The sequence below is a fragment of the Streptomyces sp. NPDC037273 genome, from assembly GCF_055603625.1.
Genome location: NZ_JBVJVO010000003.1, coordinates 281,679 through 298,876 on the forward strand (window position 1 = coordinate 281,679; position 17,198 = coordinate 298,876).

A 17,198-nucleotide genomic window follows, 5' to 3' on the forward strand; every position below is an offset into this window, starting at 1 on the left:
CACCGTGACGGGGCCCTGCCGCCCGTACCACGAGAGGGATCGCTGAGGAGCACGGGATGAGTGCCGCAGACACAACCACCGCGAAGGTGCCGCCGGTGCGGCAATCGCCACCCTCCGGCTCCACAGCCGGTGGTCCGGGGAAGCCCGGCAAGAAGAACGGCGGGGCAGGCGTCCCATGGCTGCTGCTCGCGCCATGCCTCCTCGTCCTGCTCCTGGTGCTGGGCTATCCGCTGGTCCGCCTGGTCGCCCTCTCGTTCCAGAAGTTCGGCCAGCCCCAGCTGTGGGGCTTCCAGGAAGCGGAGTCGGCCGGCTTCGACAACTTCACCAAGATCCTCACCGACGGTGAGTTCTGGGCCGTCGTCCTGCGCACCGTGCTCTTCGCGGCCGGTGCCGTGATCGTCACCATGGTCCTCGGCATGATGATCGCCCTGCTCCTCCAGCGCGTCTCGGGCTGGGTCAAGGCACTGATCAACATCGTGCTGGTGGCGAGCTGGGGCATGCCCATCATCGTCGCCACCGCCATCTTCAAGTGGCTCTTCGACGCCGACTACGGCGTGCTGAACTGGCTGCTCAGCCGCATCCCCGGCGTCGACATGATCGGCCACAACTGGTTCGCCAGCGGCCCCCAGGGCCTCGCCGTGATCATGCTCCTGGTCGTCTGGGGCGCCGTCCCCTTCGTCGTGATCACCCTGAGCGCCGGCCTCACGCAGGTGCCCAAGGAGCTCGAAGAGGCCGCCCGCCTCGACGGAGCCGGCGCCTGGGGCGTCTTCCGCTTCGTCACCCTGCCCATCCTCAAGCCGATCATCGTCATGCTGACCACGCTGTCGGTGATCTGGGACATGGGTGTCTTCCCGCAGGTCTACGTGATGCGCAACGGCCACCCCGAGCCCGAGTTCCAGCTGCTCACCACGTACTCCTTCGACCGGGCGTTCGTCGTCAACGACTACGGCACCGGCTCCGCGATCGCGCTCGTCACGGTCCTGCTGCTGCTCGGCGTCGTCGCCGTCTACATGCGCCAGATGCTCAAGATCGGAGACGTGGAGTGAGCGCCGCCAACGCCACGGCAGCCCCGGCCAAGAAGCCGGTGCCCGCCGTCACCCACCGCCGCAAGTCCAAGCTCGGCTGGAACCTCCTCGGCCTGCTCGTCGTCCTCACGGCCGGCTTCCCGGTCTACTGGATGATCAACACGGCCTTCAAGCCGGCCAAGGACGCGATCGACCCGGACCCGCACTTCTTCCCGTCGACGTTCACGCTGGAGAACTTCAAGCGCGCCCTCGACATCGCGGACTTCTGGGGCCCGGTCCTGCGCAGCCTCGTCGTCTCGCTCGTCGTGGTCGTCATCGGCATCGCGGTCGGCCTGCTCGCCGCCCTCGCGATCTCCCGCTTCGCCTTCCGCGGCCGCAAGATCGTCATCGTCGGCATCCTCGCGGTCCAGATGGTCCCGCTGGTCGCCATGATCATCCCGGTCTTCCTGCTGCTCAACGACCTCGGCCAGTACGACAGGCTCAGCGGCCTGATCATCACGTACCTGACCTTCATCCTCCCCTTCACGGTGTGGACGCTGCGCGGCTTCATCGTCAACATCCCGAAGGAGCTGGAGGAGGCGGCCATGGTCGACGGCTGCACCCGCACCGGCGCCTTCATCCGGGTCGTCTTCCCGCTCCTCGCGCCCGGCATGGTCGCCACCTCGGTCTACGGCTTCATCCAGGCCTGGAACGAGTACCTCTACGCCCTGATGCTGATGAGCCAGCAGAACCAGACGGCCACCGTCTGGCTCAGCAACTTCATCACCAAGAACGGCACCGAGTACGCCCCGATGATGGCCGGCTCCACCATGATGGCCGTCCCCATCGTGATCCTCTTCCTGCTCGTCCAGCGCAAGATGGCCGCCGGCCTGACCGCCGGCGCGGTGAAGGGATAACCGCGCCCCATGACCACACTCGTACACGGCTCGGACACCCTGACGCGTGACGCGCTCACGGTCCTCCAGCCCGGCTTCGTCGGCACCACCGCCCCCGACTGGCTGCTCCGCCGCATCGGCGAGGGCCTGTCCTCGGTCGGCCTCTTCGGCCGGAACATCGCCGACCCGCGCCAGCTCGCCGCGCTCACGGCTCAGCTGAGGGCCGAGCGGGACGACGTCCTCGTCGCCATCGACGAGGAGGGCGGGGACGTCACCCGCCTCGAGGTCAAGCAGGGCTCGTCCTTCCCGGGCAACTACGCCCTGGGCAGCGTCGACGACGTCGAGCTCACCCGGGCCGTCGCCCGCGAGCTCGGCCGCCGGCTCGCCGCCTGCGGCGTCGACCTCAACTGGGCCCCCTCGGCGGACGTCAACTCCAACGCCGAGAACCCGGTCATCGGCGTCCGGTCCTTCGGACCCGACCCGGACCTGGTCGCCCGTCACACCGTGGCGTACGTCGACGGCCTCCAGGGCGTCGGGGTCGCGGCCTGCACCAAGCACTTCCCCGGACACGGCGACACCAACGTGGATTCCCACGACGCCCTGCCCCGGATCGATGTGGACCTCGCCACACTGCACGCCCGTGAGCTGGTACCTTTCCGCGCCGCCATCGCCGCGGGTACCAAAGCGGTCATGAGCGCGCATATCCTGCTGTCCGCGCTCGACCCGAACCGTCCGGCCACCCTGAGCCCGCAGATCCTCACCGGTCTGCTGCGCCAGGAGCTGGGCTTCGAGGGCCTGATCGTCACCGACGGCATGGAGATGCAGGCCGTCGCGGCGACGTACGGCATCGAGCGCGGATCCGTCCTCGCGATCGCCGCGGGCGCCGACGCCATCTGTGTCGGCGGCGGGCTGTGCGACGAGGACACCGTGCTGCGACTGCGCGACGCGCTGGTCGACGCGGTACGGACCGGTGAACTGCCCGAGGAGCGGCTGGCCGACGCCGCGGCGCGCGTGCGCGCCCTGGCGGCCTGGACCCAGGCGCACCGGGCGAGGGGCGGGGCTGAGACGGTGCCGGGCGCGGCAGTGCAGGAGGGGACCGCGCCCGGCACCGACATCGGTCTCGTCGCCGCCCGCCGGGCCCTCAAGGTGACCCGCGGGGAGCGTCCCTACACGCCGATGACCAGCGCTCCTTTCGTGGCCTCCTTCACCCCCGTCGCGAACTTCGCGGTCGGCGACGAGACCCCCTGGGGCATCGCGGCGGAGCTGGAGCGCCTGCTGCCCGGCACGGAGACCGGCTCGTACGACGAGTCCTGCTCCGTGGACGCCGTCCTCTCGGCGGCGGGGGAGCGGCGGATCGTCGCGGTCGTCCGGGACGTCCACCGCTACCCGTGGATGACCGCCGCCCTGGACGCGCTGCTCGCCGCCCGCCCCGACACCGTCGTGGTCGAGATGGGCCTCAACGAGGCGGAGCCCCGCGGGGCCCTGCACATCGCCACGCACGGAGCGGCCCGTGTCTGCGGCCGCGCCGCCGCCGAGGCCGTCGTGGGCACCGGCGCCTGACGCACGGGGCTTGTACGAGCGTCGTATGACAGAGGGGCCCGGCACCTGAACAGGTGCCGGGCCCCTCTCTCGCTTCTCGCGTGACCGGGGGAAGCCGGTTCGTTCAGATGCCCTGCCAGGCGGGCTTGGCCGCGAAGGTCTGGCGGAAGTAGTCGGCGAGCTTCAGCTTGGACGCGGCGGCCTCGTCGACGACCACCGTGGCGTGCGGGTGCAGCTGCAGCGCGGAGGCCGGCACCAGCGCCGCCACCGGGCCCTCGACGGTCTGCGCCACGGCCTCGGCCTTGCCCTCGCCGGTCGCGAGCAGCACCAGGTGACGGGCCTCCAGGATGGTGCCGATGCCCTGGGTGATGACGTGGTGCGGGACCTGCTCGATGTCGTTGTCGAAGAAGCGCGCGTTGTCCACCCGGGTCTGCTCGGTGAGCGTCTTGATCCGGGTCCGGGAAGCGAGCGAAGAGCACGGCTCGTTGAAGCCGATGTGCCCGTCGGTGCCGATCCCGAGGATCTGCAGGTCCACGCCGCCGGCCTCGGCCAGCGCCTTGTCGTAGGCCTCGCAGGCCGCCTGGACGTCCTCGGCCGAGCCGTCGGGGCCCATGAAGGCGTCCTGGGAGAGCCCGAGCGGCTCGACGACCTGGCGGAGCACGGTGGAGCGGTACGACTCCGGGTGCCCGGCGGGCAGGCCGACGTACTCGTCCAGCTGGGCGATCCGGGCCTTGGAGGCGTCCACGGAGCCGGACGTGACCTGGGCGACAAGGGCGTCGTAGATCGGGATCGGAGTCGAACCCGTGGCCACGCCGAGCAGCGCGTCGGGCTTGCGGCGCAGGAGGTCGGCGATGCCGTCCGCGATGAGCTCGCCGCCCGCCTTGGCGTCCTTGACGATGACAACTTCCACGCTGTGCCTGCCGATCTGGTGAGGGGCTGGTGAGGGGGCTGATGAGAGGCTGGTGGTATAGACCAATCTAAGGTCAAATCTAGCAGAGGAGGGGCCTTCTCCTCATGCCGTTCCACCCCACGGACGGCCACCGCATCCATCGTCGGCCGCCCCCGACCCCTCAGCCACTCGAACCCCTCCCGACACCCTCCCCGACCCTCGTCCGAGCCCCTTCCGAGCTCTCCGTCCGCGCCCGCCCCGACTCCTCTCGTCCGCGCCTGCCCCGACTCCTCTCGTCCGCGCCTGCCCCGACTCCTCTCCTCCGGGCTCCCGTCAGGTCAGCGAGCCGCCCGACGCGTCGATCCAGTCGCCCGTGATCCAGCGCGCGTCGTCGGAGGCGAGGAAGGCCACGACGTCGGCTATGTCCGGGGGAGTGCCGACCCCGCCGAGCGCCGACATGGCCGCCGCCCCGGCCCAGGCGGCCTCGTCGCCGCGGAGCCAGGCCGCGTTGATATCGGTGTCCACGATCCCGGGCGCCACCGAGTTCACCGTGATCCCGCGCGGGCCGAGGACCTTCGACAGATTGCGGGTGAAGGTGTCGAGCGCGCTCTTCGACATCGCGTACGCGATGAGGTGCGGCATGGCCGCGGACTTGCTCAGGCCGCTGGAGACGTTGATGATCCGGCCCCCGTCACGCAGCCGCTCCGCGCCCAGCTGTGCCAGGAAGAAGGGCGCCTTGGCGTTGACCGCGAAGATCCGGTCGTACTCCTCCTCGCCGATCGTCGCGAAGGGCTCCGAGGCCCCGATCCCGGCGTTGTTCACCAGGATGTCGAGGCCGTCCGCCTGGGCGTCGAACGCCTTCCACAGCGCCGCCGCGTCCCCCGGCACCCCCAGCTCCTGGCCGAGCGCGAAGGCCTCGCCGCCGGCCGCCTCGATCGCGGCGACGGTCTCCTTCGCCGCCGCCTCGTTGCCCCCGTAGTGCACCGCGACCCGGGCCCCCTCGCGGCCGAGCCGCTCGGCGATGCCCCGCCCGATGCCCCGGCTGCCGCCCGTGACCAGCGCCGTCTTCCCCGCGAGCTTTCCCGCGAGCTCCCCCGTGGACTCTCCTGCGAACGCACCCATGGCACGCCCCTCTCAATTTCGTAGTGGTCGCTACGAAAAGACCGTACCCCACTTTTCGTAGCGCGCGCTATAGAATTCACTCCATGGTGACGAGCAAGCGCGGCCGGCCCCGCTCCTTCGACCGGCTCACGGCCCTGGAGCAGGCCACCCTGGCCTTCTGGGAGCACGGCTACGAGACGACCTCGGTCTCCGACCTGACCCGGGCCATGGGCATCAGCGCGCCCAGCCTCTACTCGGCCTTCGGCGACAAGAAGACCCTCTTCGAGGAGGTCGTCGAGGCCTACGCCCAGTCCTACGGCGCCTACGGCGGCCGGGCCTTCGCGGAGGCGCCGACCGCGCGCGAGGCCATAGGGCGGATGCTGCACGAGGCCGCCACGCTCTTCACCGAGCCCGGTCACCCCCGCGGCTGCCTGATGATCTCGGCGGCGGTCAACTGCTCGACCCCGGAGGTCGAGGAGGCCCTCAGGGACCGTCGCAACGCCAACCTGGCCTCCTTCGAGGCCCGCATCCGTCGGGACGTCGAGTCGGGCGAGCTCCCGCCCGCCACCGACGCCCGCGCTCTCGCGCGCTTCAGCGGCGCCGTCCTCCAGGGCCTCTCCCAGCAGGCCCGCGACGGCGCCACGGCCGAAGAGCTGGAGGCCGTGGCCGCCGCCGCGATGCGGGCCTGGCCGGTCCCGGTCGCCTGACGTCCTTCAAGGAGGCCGGCCGCCTGAGGTCCTTCAAGGAGGCCGGCCGCCTGGCGTACTTCAAGGGAGAGGGGGGCGAAAAGGCCCCGGAAACACCCGCGGGCCGCGGCGCCTGACGGGACCCTCAGCCCGTCCGGCACCGCAGCCCGGAGTTGCCCGGCCGGGGGTGTGCGGTCCCTCGGCCGTTGTGGGAGGTCTCGACGCAGTCAGGGCAGAGAGCGTCGGGTACCTCGTTCCATCCTCCTGTGCGGGGAGGATGGAGGCTCTGTTGCGTTCATTGTGGACTAGACCATTCTTGTCTGTCCATCCATGCGAACGCGGTGCTTCCGGGCCCATCCTCCAACACGGAGGCCCGGAGATCCAGGTTCACCGCCCCTGAATTCCGCAGGTACGCTCGCACCGTGCCCTCCATGAACGACCTCGTGCGCCAGCACACCGCCCTGAGCGACTCCGACCTCGAGTGGCTCCACCTGCTGGTGTCGGAGTGGCAGCTGCTCTCCGACCTCTCCTTCGCCGACCTCGTCCTCTGGGTCCCGACCCTCGACGGCACGCGGTACGTCTCGGTCGCCCAGATGCGGCCGAACACCGGCCCCACCTCCTACCAGGACGACATGGTCGGCCACCTGGTCCCGCGCGGCCGCCGCCCGCTGCTCGACGCCGCGCTCGACGAGGGCCGGATCGTCCGCGAGGGCGACCCCGAGTGGCGCGAGGAGGTCCCGGTGCGGGTCGAGTCCATCCCCGTACGCCGTGAGGGCCGGGTCCTCGGCGTCATCGCGCGCAACACCAACCTGCTCACCGTCCGCACCCCCTCGCGCCTTGAGCTCACCTACCTCCAGTCGGCCTCCGACCTCGCCCAGATGATCGCGGCCGGCACCTTCCCCTTCCCGGGCGAGCAGGTCGACATGGACTCCTCGCCCCGGGCCGGCGACGGCCTCGTCCGGCTCGACGCCGAGGGCATCGTCCAGTACGCCTCGCCCAACGCCCTCTCCGCGTACCACCGCCTCGGCCTCGCCGCCGACCTCGTCGGCCAGCACCTCGGCCAGATCACCGCCGAACTCGCCCCGTCGCGCGGCCCGGTGGACGAGGCCCTGGTCACCCTGGCCTCCGGCTACGCGCCGCGCGAGTTCGAGGTCGAGGGCAACGGCGGCGTCATCCAGCTGCGGGCCATCCCGCTCAAGCCCAAGGGCACCCGCATCGGTTCGCTCGTCCTGCTCCGCGACGTCACCGAACTGCGCCGCCGCGAGCGCGAGTTGATCACCAAGGACGCCACCATCCGGGAGATCCACCACCGGGTGAAGAACAACCTCCAGACGGTGGCCGCCCTGCTGCGCCTCCAGTCCCGCCGGATGGACTCCGACCGCGGCCGCGAGGCCCTCAACGAGGCCGTGCGGCGCGTCGGTTCGATCGCCATCGTCCATGAGACGCTGTCCCAGAACCTGGACGAGCGGGTGGAGTTCGACGAGATCGCCGACCGGGTGATCGCGATGGTCGCCGAGATCTCCCCGGGCAAGGTCACCTGCCGGCGCACCGGCCGCTTCGGCATCCTCGACGCCGAGGTCGCGACCCCGCTCTCCATGGTCCTCACCGAGATCCTGCAGAACGCGCTGGAACACGCCTTCTCCCAGGGCGAGCAGGGCACCGTCGAGGTGTCCGCCGTGCGCGGCGAGCCGAGGGCCGACGCCCGGCTGCTGATCACGATCCAGGACGACGGCTGCGGTCTGCCCGAGGGTTTCGACCCGCAGCGGGCCGGCAATCTCGGTCTCCAGATCGTACGGACCCTGGTCGAAGGGGAGTTGGGCGGTTCCTTCGACATGCTCCCGGGCGCCGAGCGCGGCACGAAGGTGATCCTCGACATTCCCGTACAGCCGCAGAAATAGCCGTACGCGCGCGCGGGGGAGGCAATTCCCCGCGCGCGGAGGGCATGTGTACCCGCGGGCGCAGAGCAGCGAGCCCCGGCCGAAGTGAATCGGCCGGGGCTCGAATGCTGTGGGTTACTGCTGCGCGCTGCGGCTCAAGGGCGGTGAATGCATACGCGATGTATGCGCCGCAGGCCTCAGGCTGTCGGTGGTCAGGCGCTGGCGTTGCGCGCCCGGTTGCGAGCGGCACGGCGCTTCATCGCGCGGCGCTCGTCCTCGCTGAGGCCACCCCAGACGCCGGAGTCCTGGCCGGACTCGAGCGCCCACTGCAGGCACTGCTCCATGACGGGGCAGCGGCGGCAGACGGCCTTGGCTTCCTCGATCTGCAGCAGCGCAGGACCGGTGTTGCCGATGGGGAAGAACAGCTCGGGGTCTTCCTCACGACAAACGGCGTTGTGACGCCAGTCCATGGCTGCTACCTCTCTCAGTGTTACGTGCCAGTTGCTTGTGAATGTGAACGCTTTCACGAATCCCCCCGCAAGGGAAGGGCCGACTGCCAGGTGAACTGGTGTGGTCCTGGTTACTGAGGAGGGGTTCTGGCTCTCAGTGGAGGCCGGTCTTGCGGGCCGTCCCGATCGCCAAGAAGAGACTCCCAAACCCCAGCAACGGATACAACCCCTTCCGGAAAGTTTTTTTTGATTCCTCGGTGTCGGCTAGGTCACAGCCGTACTTCTAAGGGGTGGATGCGCGCCTAAACGTTCGAGTGAAAGGACTTTGGGCCCTTCCACTCACACAATCACACGCAGTGCACGGCGTACGCCTGTGAACGTCACGCTCGTACGCAGTCCCAGGTGGTCTCCGTCCATCTGCAGAGGGAGGGGAACCTTCGAATGCAAGGTGAAGTCGGTCAGGTCGTGCAGAGTCACGGCATGCTTGCCCCGCGGGCCCCGCTCGGGGGTCGAGGTGAGCAATTGCGTGGCGTACCGGGCCACCGCCGGAGTGGACAGACGGCTCAGCCCGAGCACGTCGAGCGCCGTCTCGAAGGAAGCCTCCGGGGACGCGTACACCGGACGATTGCCCAGGTAGGTCCAGGGGGAGGTGTTGCAGATTATGGAGAGGACCAGGTCCTCGACCGGCTCGGCCCCCGGGCGCTCCAGGGTGATCGTGCCGTGCCTGCGGTGCGGCTCCTCCAGGAACTGGCGCGCCACCTGCCGCAGATAAAGGGCGTGCGTGGATCTCTTCCCGCGCTCCCGCTGCTGTTCGACCCGGCCGACGACGCCCGCGTCGAAACCGAGCCCGGCACAGAAGGTGAACCAGCGGGACGGCACCCCCTCGTCCTCGGTGCCGGGCGTCCCCGAGGCGAGACCGAGGCTCACCGTGCGTGCCCGGCGCTCGCGCAGCGCGTCGAGCAGGGCGCCGGTCGCCTCCACGGCGTCGTTCGGCAGGCCGAGCGCGCGGGCGAAGACATTGGTCGAACCCCCCGGCACGACCGCGAGGCCCGGCAGCCGGTCGGGGTCGGGCCCGCCGTGCAGCAGCCCGTTCACCACCTCGTTCACCGTGCCGTCGCCGCCGAGGGCCACGACCAGGTCGATGTTGCCCTCCTCGGCGGCCCGCCGGCCCAGGTCGCGCGCGTGCCCGCGGTACTCGGTGGTGACCGCCTCCAGCTTCATCTCGCTCGCCAGCGCGTGGATGAGCACGTCACGGGTGCGGGCACTGGTGGTGGTGGCTGCCGGGTTGACCACGAGAAGTGCGCGCATGACCGCCAGCGTACCTACCCGGCGGTACCGGGGCCCAGCCCAGCCTTGCCCGGCCGCCCCGCACCCGGCCCACCCGGTGCCGCCACCCGCCCGGCTACCCTGCCTTCCATGAGCAGTACGGAGCAGACCCCGCGACCCACCCGTCTCGCCGCCGCGGCCGCCGTGGCCGGCATCGAGGCCCTCGGGCTCCTCGCCGGGGGTGTGTACATGCTGGTGCACGCCCTGACCGAGAAGAGCGGCGACCTCACCGGGGCGCTGACCGGCGCGGTCACGCTCGTCGCCCTCGGCCTGATCCCGCTCGCCGCGGCCCGCGGGCTCTGGCTGCGCCGCTCCTGGAGCCGCGGTCCGGCCGTCATCACCCAGATCCTGGCGCTGCCGGTCGCCTGGCAGATGCTCCAGGCGAACAGCGCGATGATCCCGGCCGGCGTCGTCCTCGCCGTCCTCGCCGTCACCGGGCTCGTCCTGCTGGTGAACCCGGCCACGACCGAGGCGCTCGGTATCCGCCGCCCCGGCCAGGAGGCCTGAGCCCTACTCCTCCACCAGGAGCTTCTCCCGAAGCGACGCCAGGGTCCGGGCGAGCAGCCGGGACACGTGCATCTGCGAGATGCCGACCTCCTGCGCGATCTGCGACTGGGTCATGTTCCCGAAGAAGCGCAGCAGCAGGATCCGCTTCTCCCGGGGCGGCAGGTCCTCCAGGAGCGGCTTGAGCGACTCGCGGTACTCGACGCCCTCCAGGGCCTCGTCCTCCGCGCCCAGGGTGTCCGCCACCGCCGGCGACTCGTCGTCCGTGTCGGGGACGTCCAGGGAGAGCGTCGAGTAGGCGTTCGCCGACTCCAGCCCTTCGAGGACCTCCTCCTCCGAGATCCCGAGCCGCTCGGCCAGCTCGTGCACCGTCGGTGAGCGGCCGTGCTGCTGGGACAGCTCCGCCGTCGCCGTGGTCAGCGAGAGCCGCAGCTCCTGGAGCCGGCGCGGCACCCGGACCGCCCAGCCCTTGTCACGGAAGTGGCGCTTGATCTCGCCGACGACGGTCGGCGTCGCGTACGTCGAGAACTCGACCCCGCGGTCCGGGTCGAACCGGTCGACCGACTTGATCAGGCCGATCGTCGCCACCTGCGTCAGGTCGTCGAGCGGCTCGCCGCGGTTGCGGAAGCGCCGGGCCAGGTGCTCCACCAGCGGCAGGTGCATCCGCACCAGGCGGTTGCGGAGCTCCGCCTTCTCGGGGGAGCCCTCCGGCAGCTCGCGCAGCTCGAAGAAGAGGGCGCGGGCGCCGCTCCGGTCGTGCGGGTCGGGGACGGCGTCGGCTTCGGCCTCGGTGTCCGGGAGCTCGTCGGCCTCGTCCGCCGGCTCCGCGTCCTGCCCGGCCTTCTCCGCGACCTCGGCCGCACCGCTCCCGGCCTGCTCGCTCCTGGGCGCCCCGGGCGTCCCGGGGGCCTCCGGGACACCTGGGATCCCGGGAACCTCATGGTGCTGCTCGTGCTCGCTCATCTGGTCCGCCCGCTCCATAGCGACCTCATGCTGCCGCGCCTGCTGCTCAGGGATGCCGGCCGTCGCGTCCCCGCTCCTCACGCCGGGCCTGGCCCCGCGCCGCGCTGTTTGTACAGGCTGATCGAGACCGTACGGTCATCGGCCACCGACGACTCCACCTTCCCGGCCAGTGCCGAGAGCACCGTCCACGCGAAGGTGTCCCGCTCGGGCGCCCGCCCGTCCGTGGTGGGGGCGGACACCGTCACGTCCAGGGAGTCGTCGACCAGCCGGAAGACACAGCTGAGGACGGACCCCGGCACGGCCTGCTGGAGCAGAATGGCGCAGGCCTCGTCGACCGCGATCCGCAAGTCCTCGATCTCGTCGAGGGTGAAGTCCAAGCGCGCCGCGAGGCCGGCCGTGGCCGTACGCAGCACGGACAGATAGGCACCCGCAGCGGGCAGCCGGACTTCCACGAAGTCCTGGGTCCCGGGCTCGCCTGCGATCTGGGACACCCTCACCTCCAAGGTGGCACAAGCTCATTCGGGGTCCGGGGTGAGAAGCCCCCGAACCGGGCGGTACGCAGGGGGCTGCGCAGTCCGCCGTGACGCTATCGCGATCCGTCCCGCCGTGTCGCCGTGAGCCCCCGGCCCCCCGATCACGCTCGTCACCCATGGTAGGCCCATGGGCGCGGACGGTGGGCGGAGGTCTGCGGAGGCCGAAAACGAGCGACCGGCGGAGGGAGGACGTACCCAACCCCGGGGCGGTCGAACCGCGTCCGCCCCGAACCGTGACGCGCGCGCGTGGCGCGGTCCCGGCTCCCGGTCCGGCGTCAGACGATCGCGCCGTCGACGAAGCACCAGCGCCAGGCCTCGCCCGGCTCGAAGGTCCGCATGACGGGGTGGCCGGTCGAGGAGAAGTGACCGGTCGCATGCTGACCCGCCGAGGAGTCGCAGCACCCCACGTGGCCGCAGCTCAGACAGAGCCGCAGCTGGACCGGGTGCGTGCCGTCCGCCAGGCACTCGGGACAGGTGTCGGCCAGCGGCACCGGTTCGGGGCGCGGCATTTCGGCAACGTGGGGGCACTCGCTCATGATGGCCAGGTTACGTTGCGGCACGGAACGGGGTCGGGCATGGACGCACTGCAGCTGGTGGCACTGGTGGCGGCGAGCGCCGCCGTGGCGGGGTTCGCCCAGCGGACCCCCGTCCCGGCGCCGCTGCTCCTGGTCGCGATCGGCCTCGGCGCCTCCTACGTCCCGTGGGTCCCTGACTACACGCTCGACCCGCACATCGTGCTGCCGCTGATCCTGCCGCCGCTCCTCTACACGGCCGCCCTGGAGTCCTCGTACCTCGACCTGCGGGCCAACGTGCGGCCGGTCGCCCTGCTCTCGGTCGGCTACGTCCTGTTCGCCACCGTGGCCGTGGGCTGGCTCGCGTACGTCCTCGTCCCCGACCTGCCGCTGACCGCGGCGCTCGTGCTCGGCGCGGTGATCGCCCCGCCGGACGCGGTCGCCGCCACCGCCATCGCCCGCAGGCTCGGCCTGCCGCACCGGATCACCACGATCCTGCAGGGCGAGTCCCTGGTGAACGACGCCACCGCGATCACCGCCTACAAGGTCGCCCTCGCGGCGGCCGTCGGCGAGGGCATCAGCTGGGCGGGCGGCCTCGGGGAGTTCGCGCTCGCGGCGATCGGCGGCATCAGCGTCGGCCTGGTCCTCATGGCCCCCATCCACTGGCTGCGCTGCCGGCTCGGCGAGGCGCTCCTCCAGAACACCCTCTCCCTGCTCGTCCCCTTCGTCGCCTACGCGGCGGCCGAGGAGGTCGGCGCCTCCGGGGTCCTCGCGGTCGTGGTGGTCGGCCTCTTCCTCGGCCACCGGGCCTACCAGGTCGACTTCGCGACCCGGCTCCAGGAGGCGGCCGTCTGGAAGATGGTCGCCTTCGTCCTGGAGTCCGCCGTCTTCGCCCTGATCGGACTCCAGCTGCCGTACGTCGTCAGGGAACTCGGCCCGTACAGCGTGGGGGAGTCGGTCGGGTACGCGGTCGGGGTCTTCGTCGCCGTGGTCGTCGTCCGCTTCGTGTGGGTCTACCCGGCGACCTTCCTGCCGCGGTGGCTCTCCGCCCGCATCCGGGAGCGCGAGCCGGAAGTGGACTGGCGGGCGCCGCTCGTCGTCGGCTGGGCCGGCATGCGCGGAGTCGTCTCCCTCGCCATCGCCTTCTCCATCCCCGTCGTCACCGACGGCGTGGAGTTCCCGGCCCGCAACCTCGTCCTCTTCCTCACCTTCACCACCGTCATCGGCACCCTGGTGGTGCAGGGCCTCACGCTGCCGCCGCTGATCCGGCTCCTGAAGCTCCCCGGAAGGGACACGTACAAGGAGACCCTGGCCGAGGCGCAGGCCCAGAGCGAGGCCTCCCGGGCCGCCGAGGAACGCCTCGACGAGCTCCTCACCGACGAGCGCAACGCCCTGCCGAAGCCCCTCGCCGACCGGCTGCGCACCGTCCTCGAACGGCGCCGCAACGCCGTGTGGGAGCGGCTCGGCGCCGTCAACGAGGTCACCGGCGAGACCGCGGACGACACCTACCGGCGGCTCTCCCGCGAGATGATCGACGCCGAGCGCGAGGTCTTCGTACAGCTGCGCGACGCCCGCCGGATCGACGACGAGATGATGCGGACCCTGCTCCGCCGCCTCGACCTGGAGGAAGCGGCCGCCTACCGCGAGACCGACTAACCCGCTCCGGGCTCCGGTGCTCCCGTCACCACCGCCGCGAGGCGGGTGCCCGGGGCGAAGGCGCCCTCCTCGGCGAGGGTGACGAGGCCGAACAGCATTTTGGCGACATACAGCCGCTCGATGGCGAGTCCGTGCCGCGCCTCGAAGTCCTGTGCGAACGCCTCCAGGTCGGGGGACGTGCGCGCGTACCCCCCGAAGTGGAAGCGCTCGTCCAGGGACCAGTCCCCGCGCGGGCCGCCGAACGCCGTCTCCTGGAGCGCCCGGACCTCCGCGCCGAGGAAGCCGCCCTTCAGGACCGGGACACCGAGGGCCGCCTGCCCGGGGGCGAGGCCGGCCGCGAGCCCGGCCAGGGTGCCGCCCGTGCCGCAGGCGACCGCGACCGTGTCCGCCGCCCCGGCGAGCTCGCGCCCCAGCTCCGCGCAGCCCTGGACGGCGAGCGCGTTGCTGCCGCCCTCGGGGACCACGTACGCGCCCGCGTGGGCACGTCCGAGCATCGCGGCGAGGACGTCCGGGGCGTTCTTGCGGCGGTACGTGGACCGGTCGACGAACTCCAGCCGCATCCCGTCCGCCGCGCACCGCGCCAGGGACGGGTTGAGCGGCCGGCCGGCCAGTTCGTCGCCGCGCACGATCCCGACGGTGGGGAAGCCCAGCAGCCGGCCGGCGGCGGCCGTGGCGCGCAGGTGGTTGGAGTACGCGCCGCCGAAGGTGAGCACCGGACGCCCGGCCGCCGCGCGCAGGTTGAGCGCGAGCTTGCGCCACTTGTTGCCCGGCAGGTCGGGGTGGATCAGGTCGTCCCGCTTGAGCAGCAGCGTCAGGCCGCGCCGGGCGAAGCGCTCGTCCTCCACCGGCTCCAGGGGCGAGGGGAGCCGGGGCCGCAGGCGGGAGAGGTCGAACGCGTTCACCAGGCCATTCTCGCCGCCCCTCGCGGGATCAGCGCAGCAGGTCGGCGACCCGCTCCCGCATCGAGGCCATCGTGAAGCCGCGCGGGTCGACCTTCCCCGGCTGCCACTCCAGGTGCCCGATGACCGAGCGGTGCGTCCAGCCGTGCGCCCGGCAGACGGCGGCCGCCGCCTTCGCGATGGCCTCCAGCTGGACCTTGGGCCACGGGTCCTCGCCGTCCCCGAGGTTCTCGCACTCGAAGCCGTAGAAGTGGCGGTTGCCGTCGGTGGTGGCCTCGTCGTCCGGCGGCAGGCCGCGCTCGGCGACGACGGCCCTGAGCACCTCGTCGTCGCCGAGCCCCGCGTGGTTGGCGCGCCCGTAGCCGACCAGGTGGACCGTGCCGTCCTTGGCGATGACGCCGTGGCAGAGCGGCCCCGGCAGGCCTTCGTAACCGTCCCGGCAGATCCGTACGGTGCCCGCGGTGCCCCGGGTGACGGTGTGGTGGATCATCACGCCGTGCACCGGGCCCCAGGGGCCCTTGTGGTTGCGGTTGTGGGTGGACCAGTCGCCGACCTGGACGACCGTCAGGCCCTCGTCGCGCAGCGCGTCGAGGAACCTGCCCGATGTCAGGGGTGAGGCCATGGCGGACTCCCTTCGGGAGGGGCGGGTGAACTTCCGGAGTACCGGAGTCCGCCCCTCCGCGGCCATCCGTTCGGACCGTGTGCGAGCCGATCCGGACACGGCCCCAAGCCCCCTGCTCAGGTGCGCTGTTCGGATGGAAAACGCGTGACATGCCCCGAAGATCGTCGAACAGTCCCACCCGAATGTGTAATGGCGCCGACACGTTCCGTGCTGAAAGGCTTCGTCTCGCAACTCAGTCATACGAGAGGGAGTTCCATGTCCGTTGGTTCGGTTGGCGACGACGTCCGCGCGGAGCAGCAGGCGCCGCAGCAGAGTCTCGGCACCGCCGCCGCGCGGAACCTCGCCACGACCACCAAGTCGGCCCCGCAGATGCAGGAGATCACCTCCCGGTGGCTGCTGCGCGCGCTGCCGTGGGTCCAGGTGCAGGGCGGCACGTACCGGGTGAACCGGAGGCTCAGCTACTCGGTGGGCGACGGCCGGGTCACCTTCGTCCAGACCGGAGAGCGCGTCGCGGTCATCCCCGCCGAGCTCGGCGAACTCCCGGCCCTGCGCGGATACGAGGACGAGGCCGCCCTCACCGAACTGGCGTCCCGCTGCACCCAGCGGGAGTTCGCGGCGGGCGAGATCATCGCCACCTCGGGCGCCCCCGCCGACCGCGTCCTCCTCCTCGCGCACGGCCGCATCGAGCAGATCGGCGAGGGACCCTACGGCGACGAGGCCGTCCTCGGCGTCCTCGCCGACGGCGCCTACCTCGGCGAGGCCTCGCTGGTCCGTGAGGACGCCACCTGGGAGTGGACCGCCCGCGCCGCCACCGCCTGCACGGTCCTGGAGCTCACCCGGGACGACGTGCGGAACCTCGCCGACCGCGCCGTCTCCCTCGCGGCCCACCTCGCGACCGTCGCCGCGTTGCCCGACCAGCGCACCAACACCTACGGCGAGGCCGCCATCGACCTCTCCGCCGGCCACGTCGGCGAGGCCGTCGTCCCGCACACGTATGTCGACTACGACGCCTCGCCCCGCGAGTACGAACTGAGCGTCGCCCAGACCGTGCTGAAGGTCCACAGCCGGGTCGCCGACCTCTACAACCAGCCGATGAACCAGACCGAGCAGCAGTTGCGGCTCACGGTCGAGGCGCTCCGCGAGCGCCAGGAGCACGAGCTCGTCAACAACAAGGAGTTCGGCCTCCTCTCCAACTGCGACTACGGCCAGCGGATCCAGCCGCACGACGGCGTCCCCAGCCCCGACGACATGGACGAGCTCCTCTCCCGCCGCCGGGGCTCCAAGCTCTTCCTCGCCCACCCGCGCGCCATCGCCGCCTTCGGCCGCGAGCTCAACAAGCGCGGCCTGGTGCCCGAGACCATCGACGTCAACGGCAACCGCATCCCGACCTGGCGCGGCGTCCCGATCTACCCGTGCAACAAGATCCCGGTCTCCGACGCCCGTACGACCTCGATCATCTGCATGCGTACCGGCGAGGCCGACCAGGGCGTGATCGGTCTGCACCAGACCGGACTTCCCGACGAGATCGAGCCCAGCCTCTCCGTCCGCTTCATGGGCATCGACGAGCAGGCGATCATCTCCTACCTGGTCACCGCCTACTACTCGGCGGCGGTCCTCGTCCCGGACGCGCTCGGTGTCCTGGAGAACGTCGAGGTCAGCCGCTGGCGCTGAGCCGGTGCAGCCCGGGGGCGGGACCGGACCTCCCGCCCCCGGGCGCTCCCCGGCCCACCGCCGCGAAGGAT

17 protein-coding genes are annotated in these 17,198 nt (G+C 71.4%); 8 read left to right on the plus strand and 9 right to left on the minus strand.

From position 1 onward, the window contains the following. The first annotated feature begins 56 nt into the window (after positions 1-56). The 3 genes from ACZ7G1_RS10600 to ACZ7G1_RS10610 are packed head-to-tail and all read left to right on the plus strand — an operon-like array spanning position 57 to position 3,460. Positions 57-1,046 (plus strand): carbohydrate ABC transporter permease, encoded by a 990-nt coding sequence (locus tag ACZ7G1_RS10600; protein ID WP_470872464.1) that lies wholly within the window; start codon positions 57-59, stop codon positions 1,044-1,046. 38 nt (positions 1,047-1,084) lie between these two features. Further along, positions 1,085-1,921 (plus strand): carbohydrate ABC transporter permease, encoded by an 837-nt coding sequence (locus tag ACZ7G1_RS10605; protein WP_470872776.1) that lies wholly within the window; start codon positions 1,085-1,087, stop codon positions 1,919-1,921. Between the two features lie 9 nt (positions 1,922-1,930). Next, positions 1,931-3,460, plus strand: coding sequence for a glycoside hydrolase family 3 protein (locus ACZ7G1_RS10610; RefSeq protein WP_470872463.1), 1,530 nt, complete (start codon positions 1,931-1,933; stop codon positions 3,458-3,460). 103 nt (positions 3,461-3,563) lie between these two features. Here the strand turns inward: ACZ7G1_RS10610 and nagB are convergent, their stop codons facing one another. Then, positions 3,564-4,349: a glucosamine-6-phosphate deaminase gene (gene nagB / locus ACZ7G1_RS10615; protein WP_470872461.1), complete on the minus strand. Its 786-nt coding sequence runs from the start codon at positions 4,347-4,349 to the stop codon at positions 3,564-3,566. A 312-nt stretch (positions 4,350-4,661) separates the two neighbouring features. After that, positions 4,662-5,450, minus strand: coding sequence for an SDR family oxidoreductase (locus tag ACZ7G1_RS10620; RefSeq protein ID WP_470872460.1), 789 nt, complete (start codon positions 5,448-5,450; stop codon positions 4,662-4,664). 83 nt (positions 5,451-5,533) lie between these two features. On the opposite strand from ACZ7G1_RS10620, the gene ACZ7G1_RS10625 reads away from it, so the two are divergent. Together ACZ7G1_RS10625 and ACZ7G1_RS10630 are read left to right on the plus strand one after the other, a co-directional pair. Next, positions 5,534-6,136: a TetR/AcrR family transcriptional regulator gene (locus tag ACZ7G1_RS10625; RefSeq protein WP_470872458.1), complete on the plus strand. Its 603-nt coding sequence runs from the start codon at positions 5,534-5,536 to the stop codon at positions 6,134-6,136. A 410-nt stretch (positions 6,137-6,546) separates the two neighbouring features. Continuing rightward, positions 6,547-8,013 (plus strand): sensor histidine kinase, encoded by a 1,467-nt coding sequence (locus ACZ7G1_RS10630; protein ID WP_470872456.1) that lies wholly within the window; start codon positions 6,547-6,549, stop codon positions 8,011-8,013. Positions 8,014-8,204: 191 nt separating this feature from the next. On the opposite strand, the gene ACZ7G1_RS10635 is transcribed toward ACZ7G1_RS10630, so the two are convergent. Together ACZ7G1_RS10635 and ACZ7G1_RS10640 are read right to left on the minus strand one after the other, a co-directional pair. After that, positions 8,205-8,462 (minus strand): WhiB family transcriptional regulator, encoded by a 258-nt coding sequence (locus ACZ7G1_RS10635; protein ID WP_003953983.1) that lies wholly within the window; start codon positions 8,460-8,462, stop codon positions 8,205-8,207. A gap of 318 nt (positions 8,463-8,780) precedes the next feature. Continuing rightward, a complete protein-coding gene (locus ACZ7G1_RS10640; protein WP_470872454.1) occupies positions 8,781-9,749 on the minus strand; it encodes a diacylglycerol/lipid kinase family protein in 969 nt (322 codons plus the stop codon). 108 nt (positions 9,750-9,857) lie between these two features. Between ACZ7G1_RS10640 and ACZ7G1_RS10645 the strand changes: the two genes are divergently transcribed. Beyond that, positions 9,858-10,274 carry a hypothetical protein gene (locus ACZ7G1_RS10645; RefSeq protein WP_470872453.1) on the plus strand — a complete coding sequence of 139 codons (417 nt, stop codon included), beginning with the start codon at positions 9,858-9,860 and terminating at the stop codon, positions 10,272-10,274. Between the two features lie 3 nt (positions 10,275-10,277). Here ACZ7G1_RS10645 and ACZ7G1_RS10650 read toward each other — a convergent pair whose 3' ends face one another. The 3 genes from ACZ7G1_RS10650 to ACZ7G1_RS10660 form a co-directional block, all read right to left on the minus strand. Next, the gene (locus ACZ7G1_RS10650; RefSeq protein ID WP_470872451.1) at positions 10,278-11,234 is read right to left on the minus strand and encodes an RNA polymerase sigma factor SigF; all 957 of its coding nucleotides are present in this window, start codon (positions 11,232-11,234) and stop codon (positions 10,278-10,280) included. A 77-nt stretch (positions 11,235-11,311) separates the two neighbouring features. Next, positions 11,312-11,725: an ATP-binding protein gene (locus ACZ7G1_RS10655; RefSeq protein ID WP_019889334.1), complete on the minus strand. Its 414-nt coding sequence runs from the start codon at positions 11,723-11,725 to the stop codon at positions 11,312-11,314. Positions 11,726-12,042: 317 nt separating this feature from the next. Beyond that, positions 12,043-12,303: a UBP-type zinc finger domain-containing protein gene (locus tag ACZ7G1_RS10660; RefSeq protein WP_470872449.1), complete on the minus strand. Its 261-nt coding sequence runs from the start codon at positions 12,301-12,303 to the stop codon at positions 12,043-12,045. 39 nt (positions 12,304-12,342) lie between these two features. On the opposite strand from ACZ7G1_RS10660, the gene ACZ7G1_RS10665 reads away from it, so the two are divergent. Next, positions 12,343-13,935 (plus strand): Na+/H+ antiporter, encoded by a 1,593-nt coding sequence (locus ACZ7G1_RS10665; RefSeq protein WP_470872448.1) that lies wholly within the window; start codon positions 12,343-12,345, stop codon positions 13,933-13,935. Here ACZ7G1_RS10665 and ACZ7G1_RS10670 read toward each other — a convergent pair. Beyond that, positions 13,932-14,837, minus strand: coding sequence for a 1-aminocyclopropane-1-carboxylate deaminase/D-cysteine desulfhydrase (locus tag ACZ7G1_RS10670; protein WP_470872446.1), 906 nt, complete (start codon positions 14,835-14,837; stop codon positions 13,932-13,934). The two genes, ACZ7G1_RS10665 and ACZ7G1_RS10670, sit on opposite strands and share 4 nt — an antisense overlap. A gap of 28 nt (positions 14,838-14,865) precedes the next feature. Continuing rightward, positions 14,866-15,456 (minus strand): N-acetylmuramoyl-L-alanine amidase, encoded by a 591-nt coding sequence (locus ACZ7G1_RS10675; protein ID WP_470872444.1) that lies wholly within the window; start codon positions 15,454-15,456, stop codon positions 14,866-14,868. A gap of 255 nt (positions 15,457-15,711) precedes the next feature. Here ACZ7G1_RS10675 and ACZ7G1_RS10680 point away from each other — a divergent pair, with 255 nt between their 5' ends. Then, on the plus strand, positions 15,712-17,127 hold the full coding sequence (locus ACZ7G1_RS10680; protein WP_470872443.1) for a family 2B encapsulin nanocompartment shell protein: 1,416 nt from the start codon (positions 15,712-15,714) through the stop codon (positions 17,125-17,127). Positions 17,128-17,198 lie beyond the last annotated feature (71 nt).

What these genes read in the sequence shown, in the direction of transcription:
- ACZ7G1_RS10600 (WP_470872464.1), top strand. Translation starts at nt 57, where the DNA reads ATGAGTGCCGCAGACACAACCACCGCGAAGGTGCCGCCGGTGCGGCAA.
- ACZ7G1_RS10610 (WP_470872463.1), top strand. Translation starts at nt 1,931, where the DNA reads ATGACCACACTCGTACACGGCTCGGACACCCTGACGCGTGACGCGCTC.
- ACZ7G1_RS10620 (WP_470872460.1), bottom strand. Translation starts at nt 5,450, where the DNA reads ATGGGTGCGTTCGCAGGAGAGTCCACGGGGGAGCTCGCGGGAAAGCTC.
- ACZ7G1_RS10625 (WP_470872458.1), top strand. Translation starts at nt 5,534, where the DNA reads ATGGTGACGAGCAAGCGCGGCCGGCCCCGCTCCTTCGACCGGCTCACG.
- ACZ7G1_RS10630 (WP_470872456.1), top strand. Translation starts at nt 6,547, where the DNA reads ATGAACGACCTCGTGCGCCAGCACACCGCCCTGAGCGACTCCGACCTC.
- ACZ7G1_RS10635 (WP_003953983.1), bottom strand. Translation starts at nt 8,462, where the DNA reads ATGGACTGGCGTCACAACGCCGTTTGTCGTGAGGAAGACCCCGAGCTG.
- ACZ7G1_RS10640 (WP_470872454.1), bottom strand. Translation starts at nt 9,749, where the DNA reads ATGCGCGCACTTCTCGTGGTCAACCCGGCAGCCACCACCACCAGTGCC.
- ACZ7G1_RS10645 (WP_470872453.1), top strand. Translation starts at nt 9,858, where the DNA reads ATGAGCAGTACGGAGCAGACCCCGCGACCCACCCGTCTCGCCGCCGCG.
- ACZ7G1_RS10650 (WP_470872451.1), bottom strand. Translation starts at nt 11,234, where the DNA reads ATGAGCGAGCACGAGCAGCACCATGAGGTTCCCGGGATCCCAGGTGTC.
- ACZ7G1_RS10660 (WP_470872449.1), bottom strand. Translation starts at nt 12,303, where the DNA reads ATGAGCGAGTGCCCCCACGTTGCCGAAATGCCGCGCCCCGAACCGGTG.
- ACZ7G1_RS10665 (WP_470872448.1), top strand. Translation starts at nt 12,343, where the DNA reads ATGGACGCACTGCAGCTGGTGGCACTGGTGGCGGCGAGCGCCGCCGTG.
- ACZ7G1_RS10675 (WP_470872444.1), bottom strand. Translation starts at nt 15,456, where the DNA reads ATGGCCTCACCCCTGACATCGGGCAGGTTCCTCGACGCGCTGCGCGAC.
- ACZ7G1_RS10680 (WP_470872443.1), top strand. Translation starts at nt 15,712, where the DNA reads ATGTCCGTTGGTTCGGTTGGCGACGACGTCCGCGCGGAGCAGCAGGCG.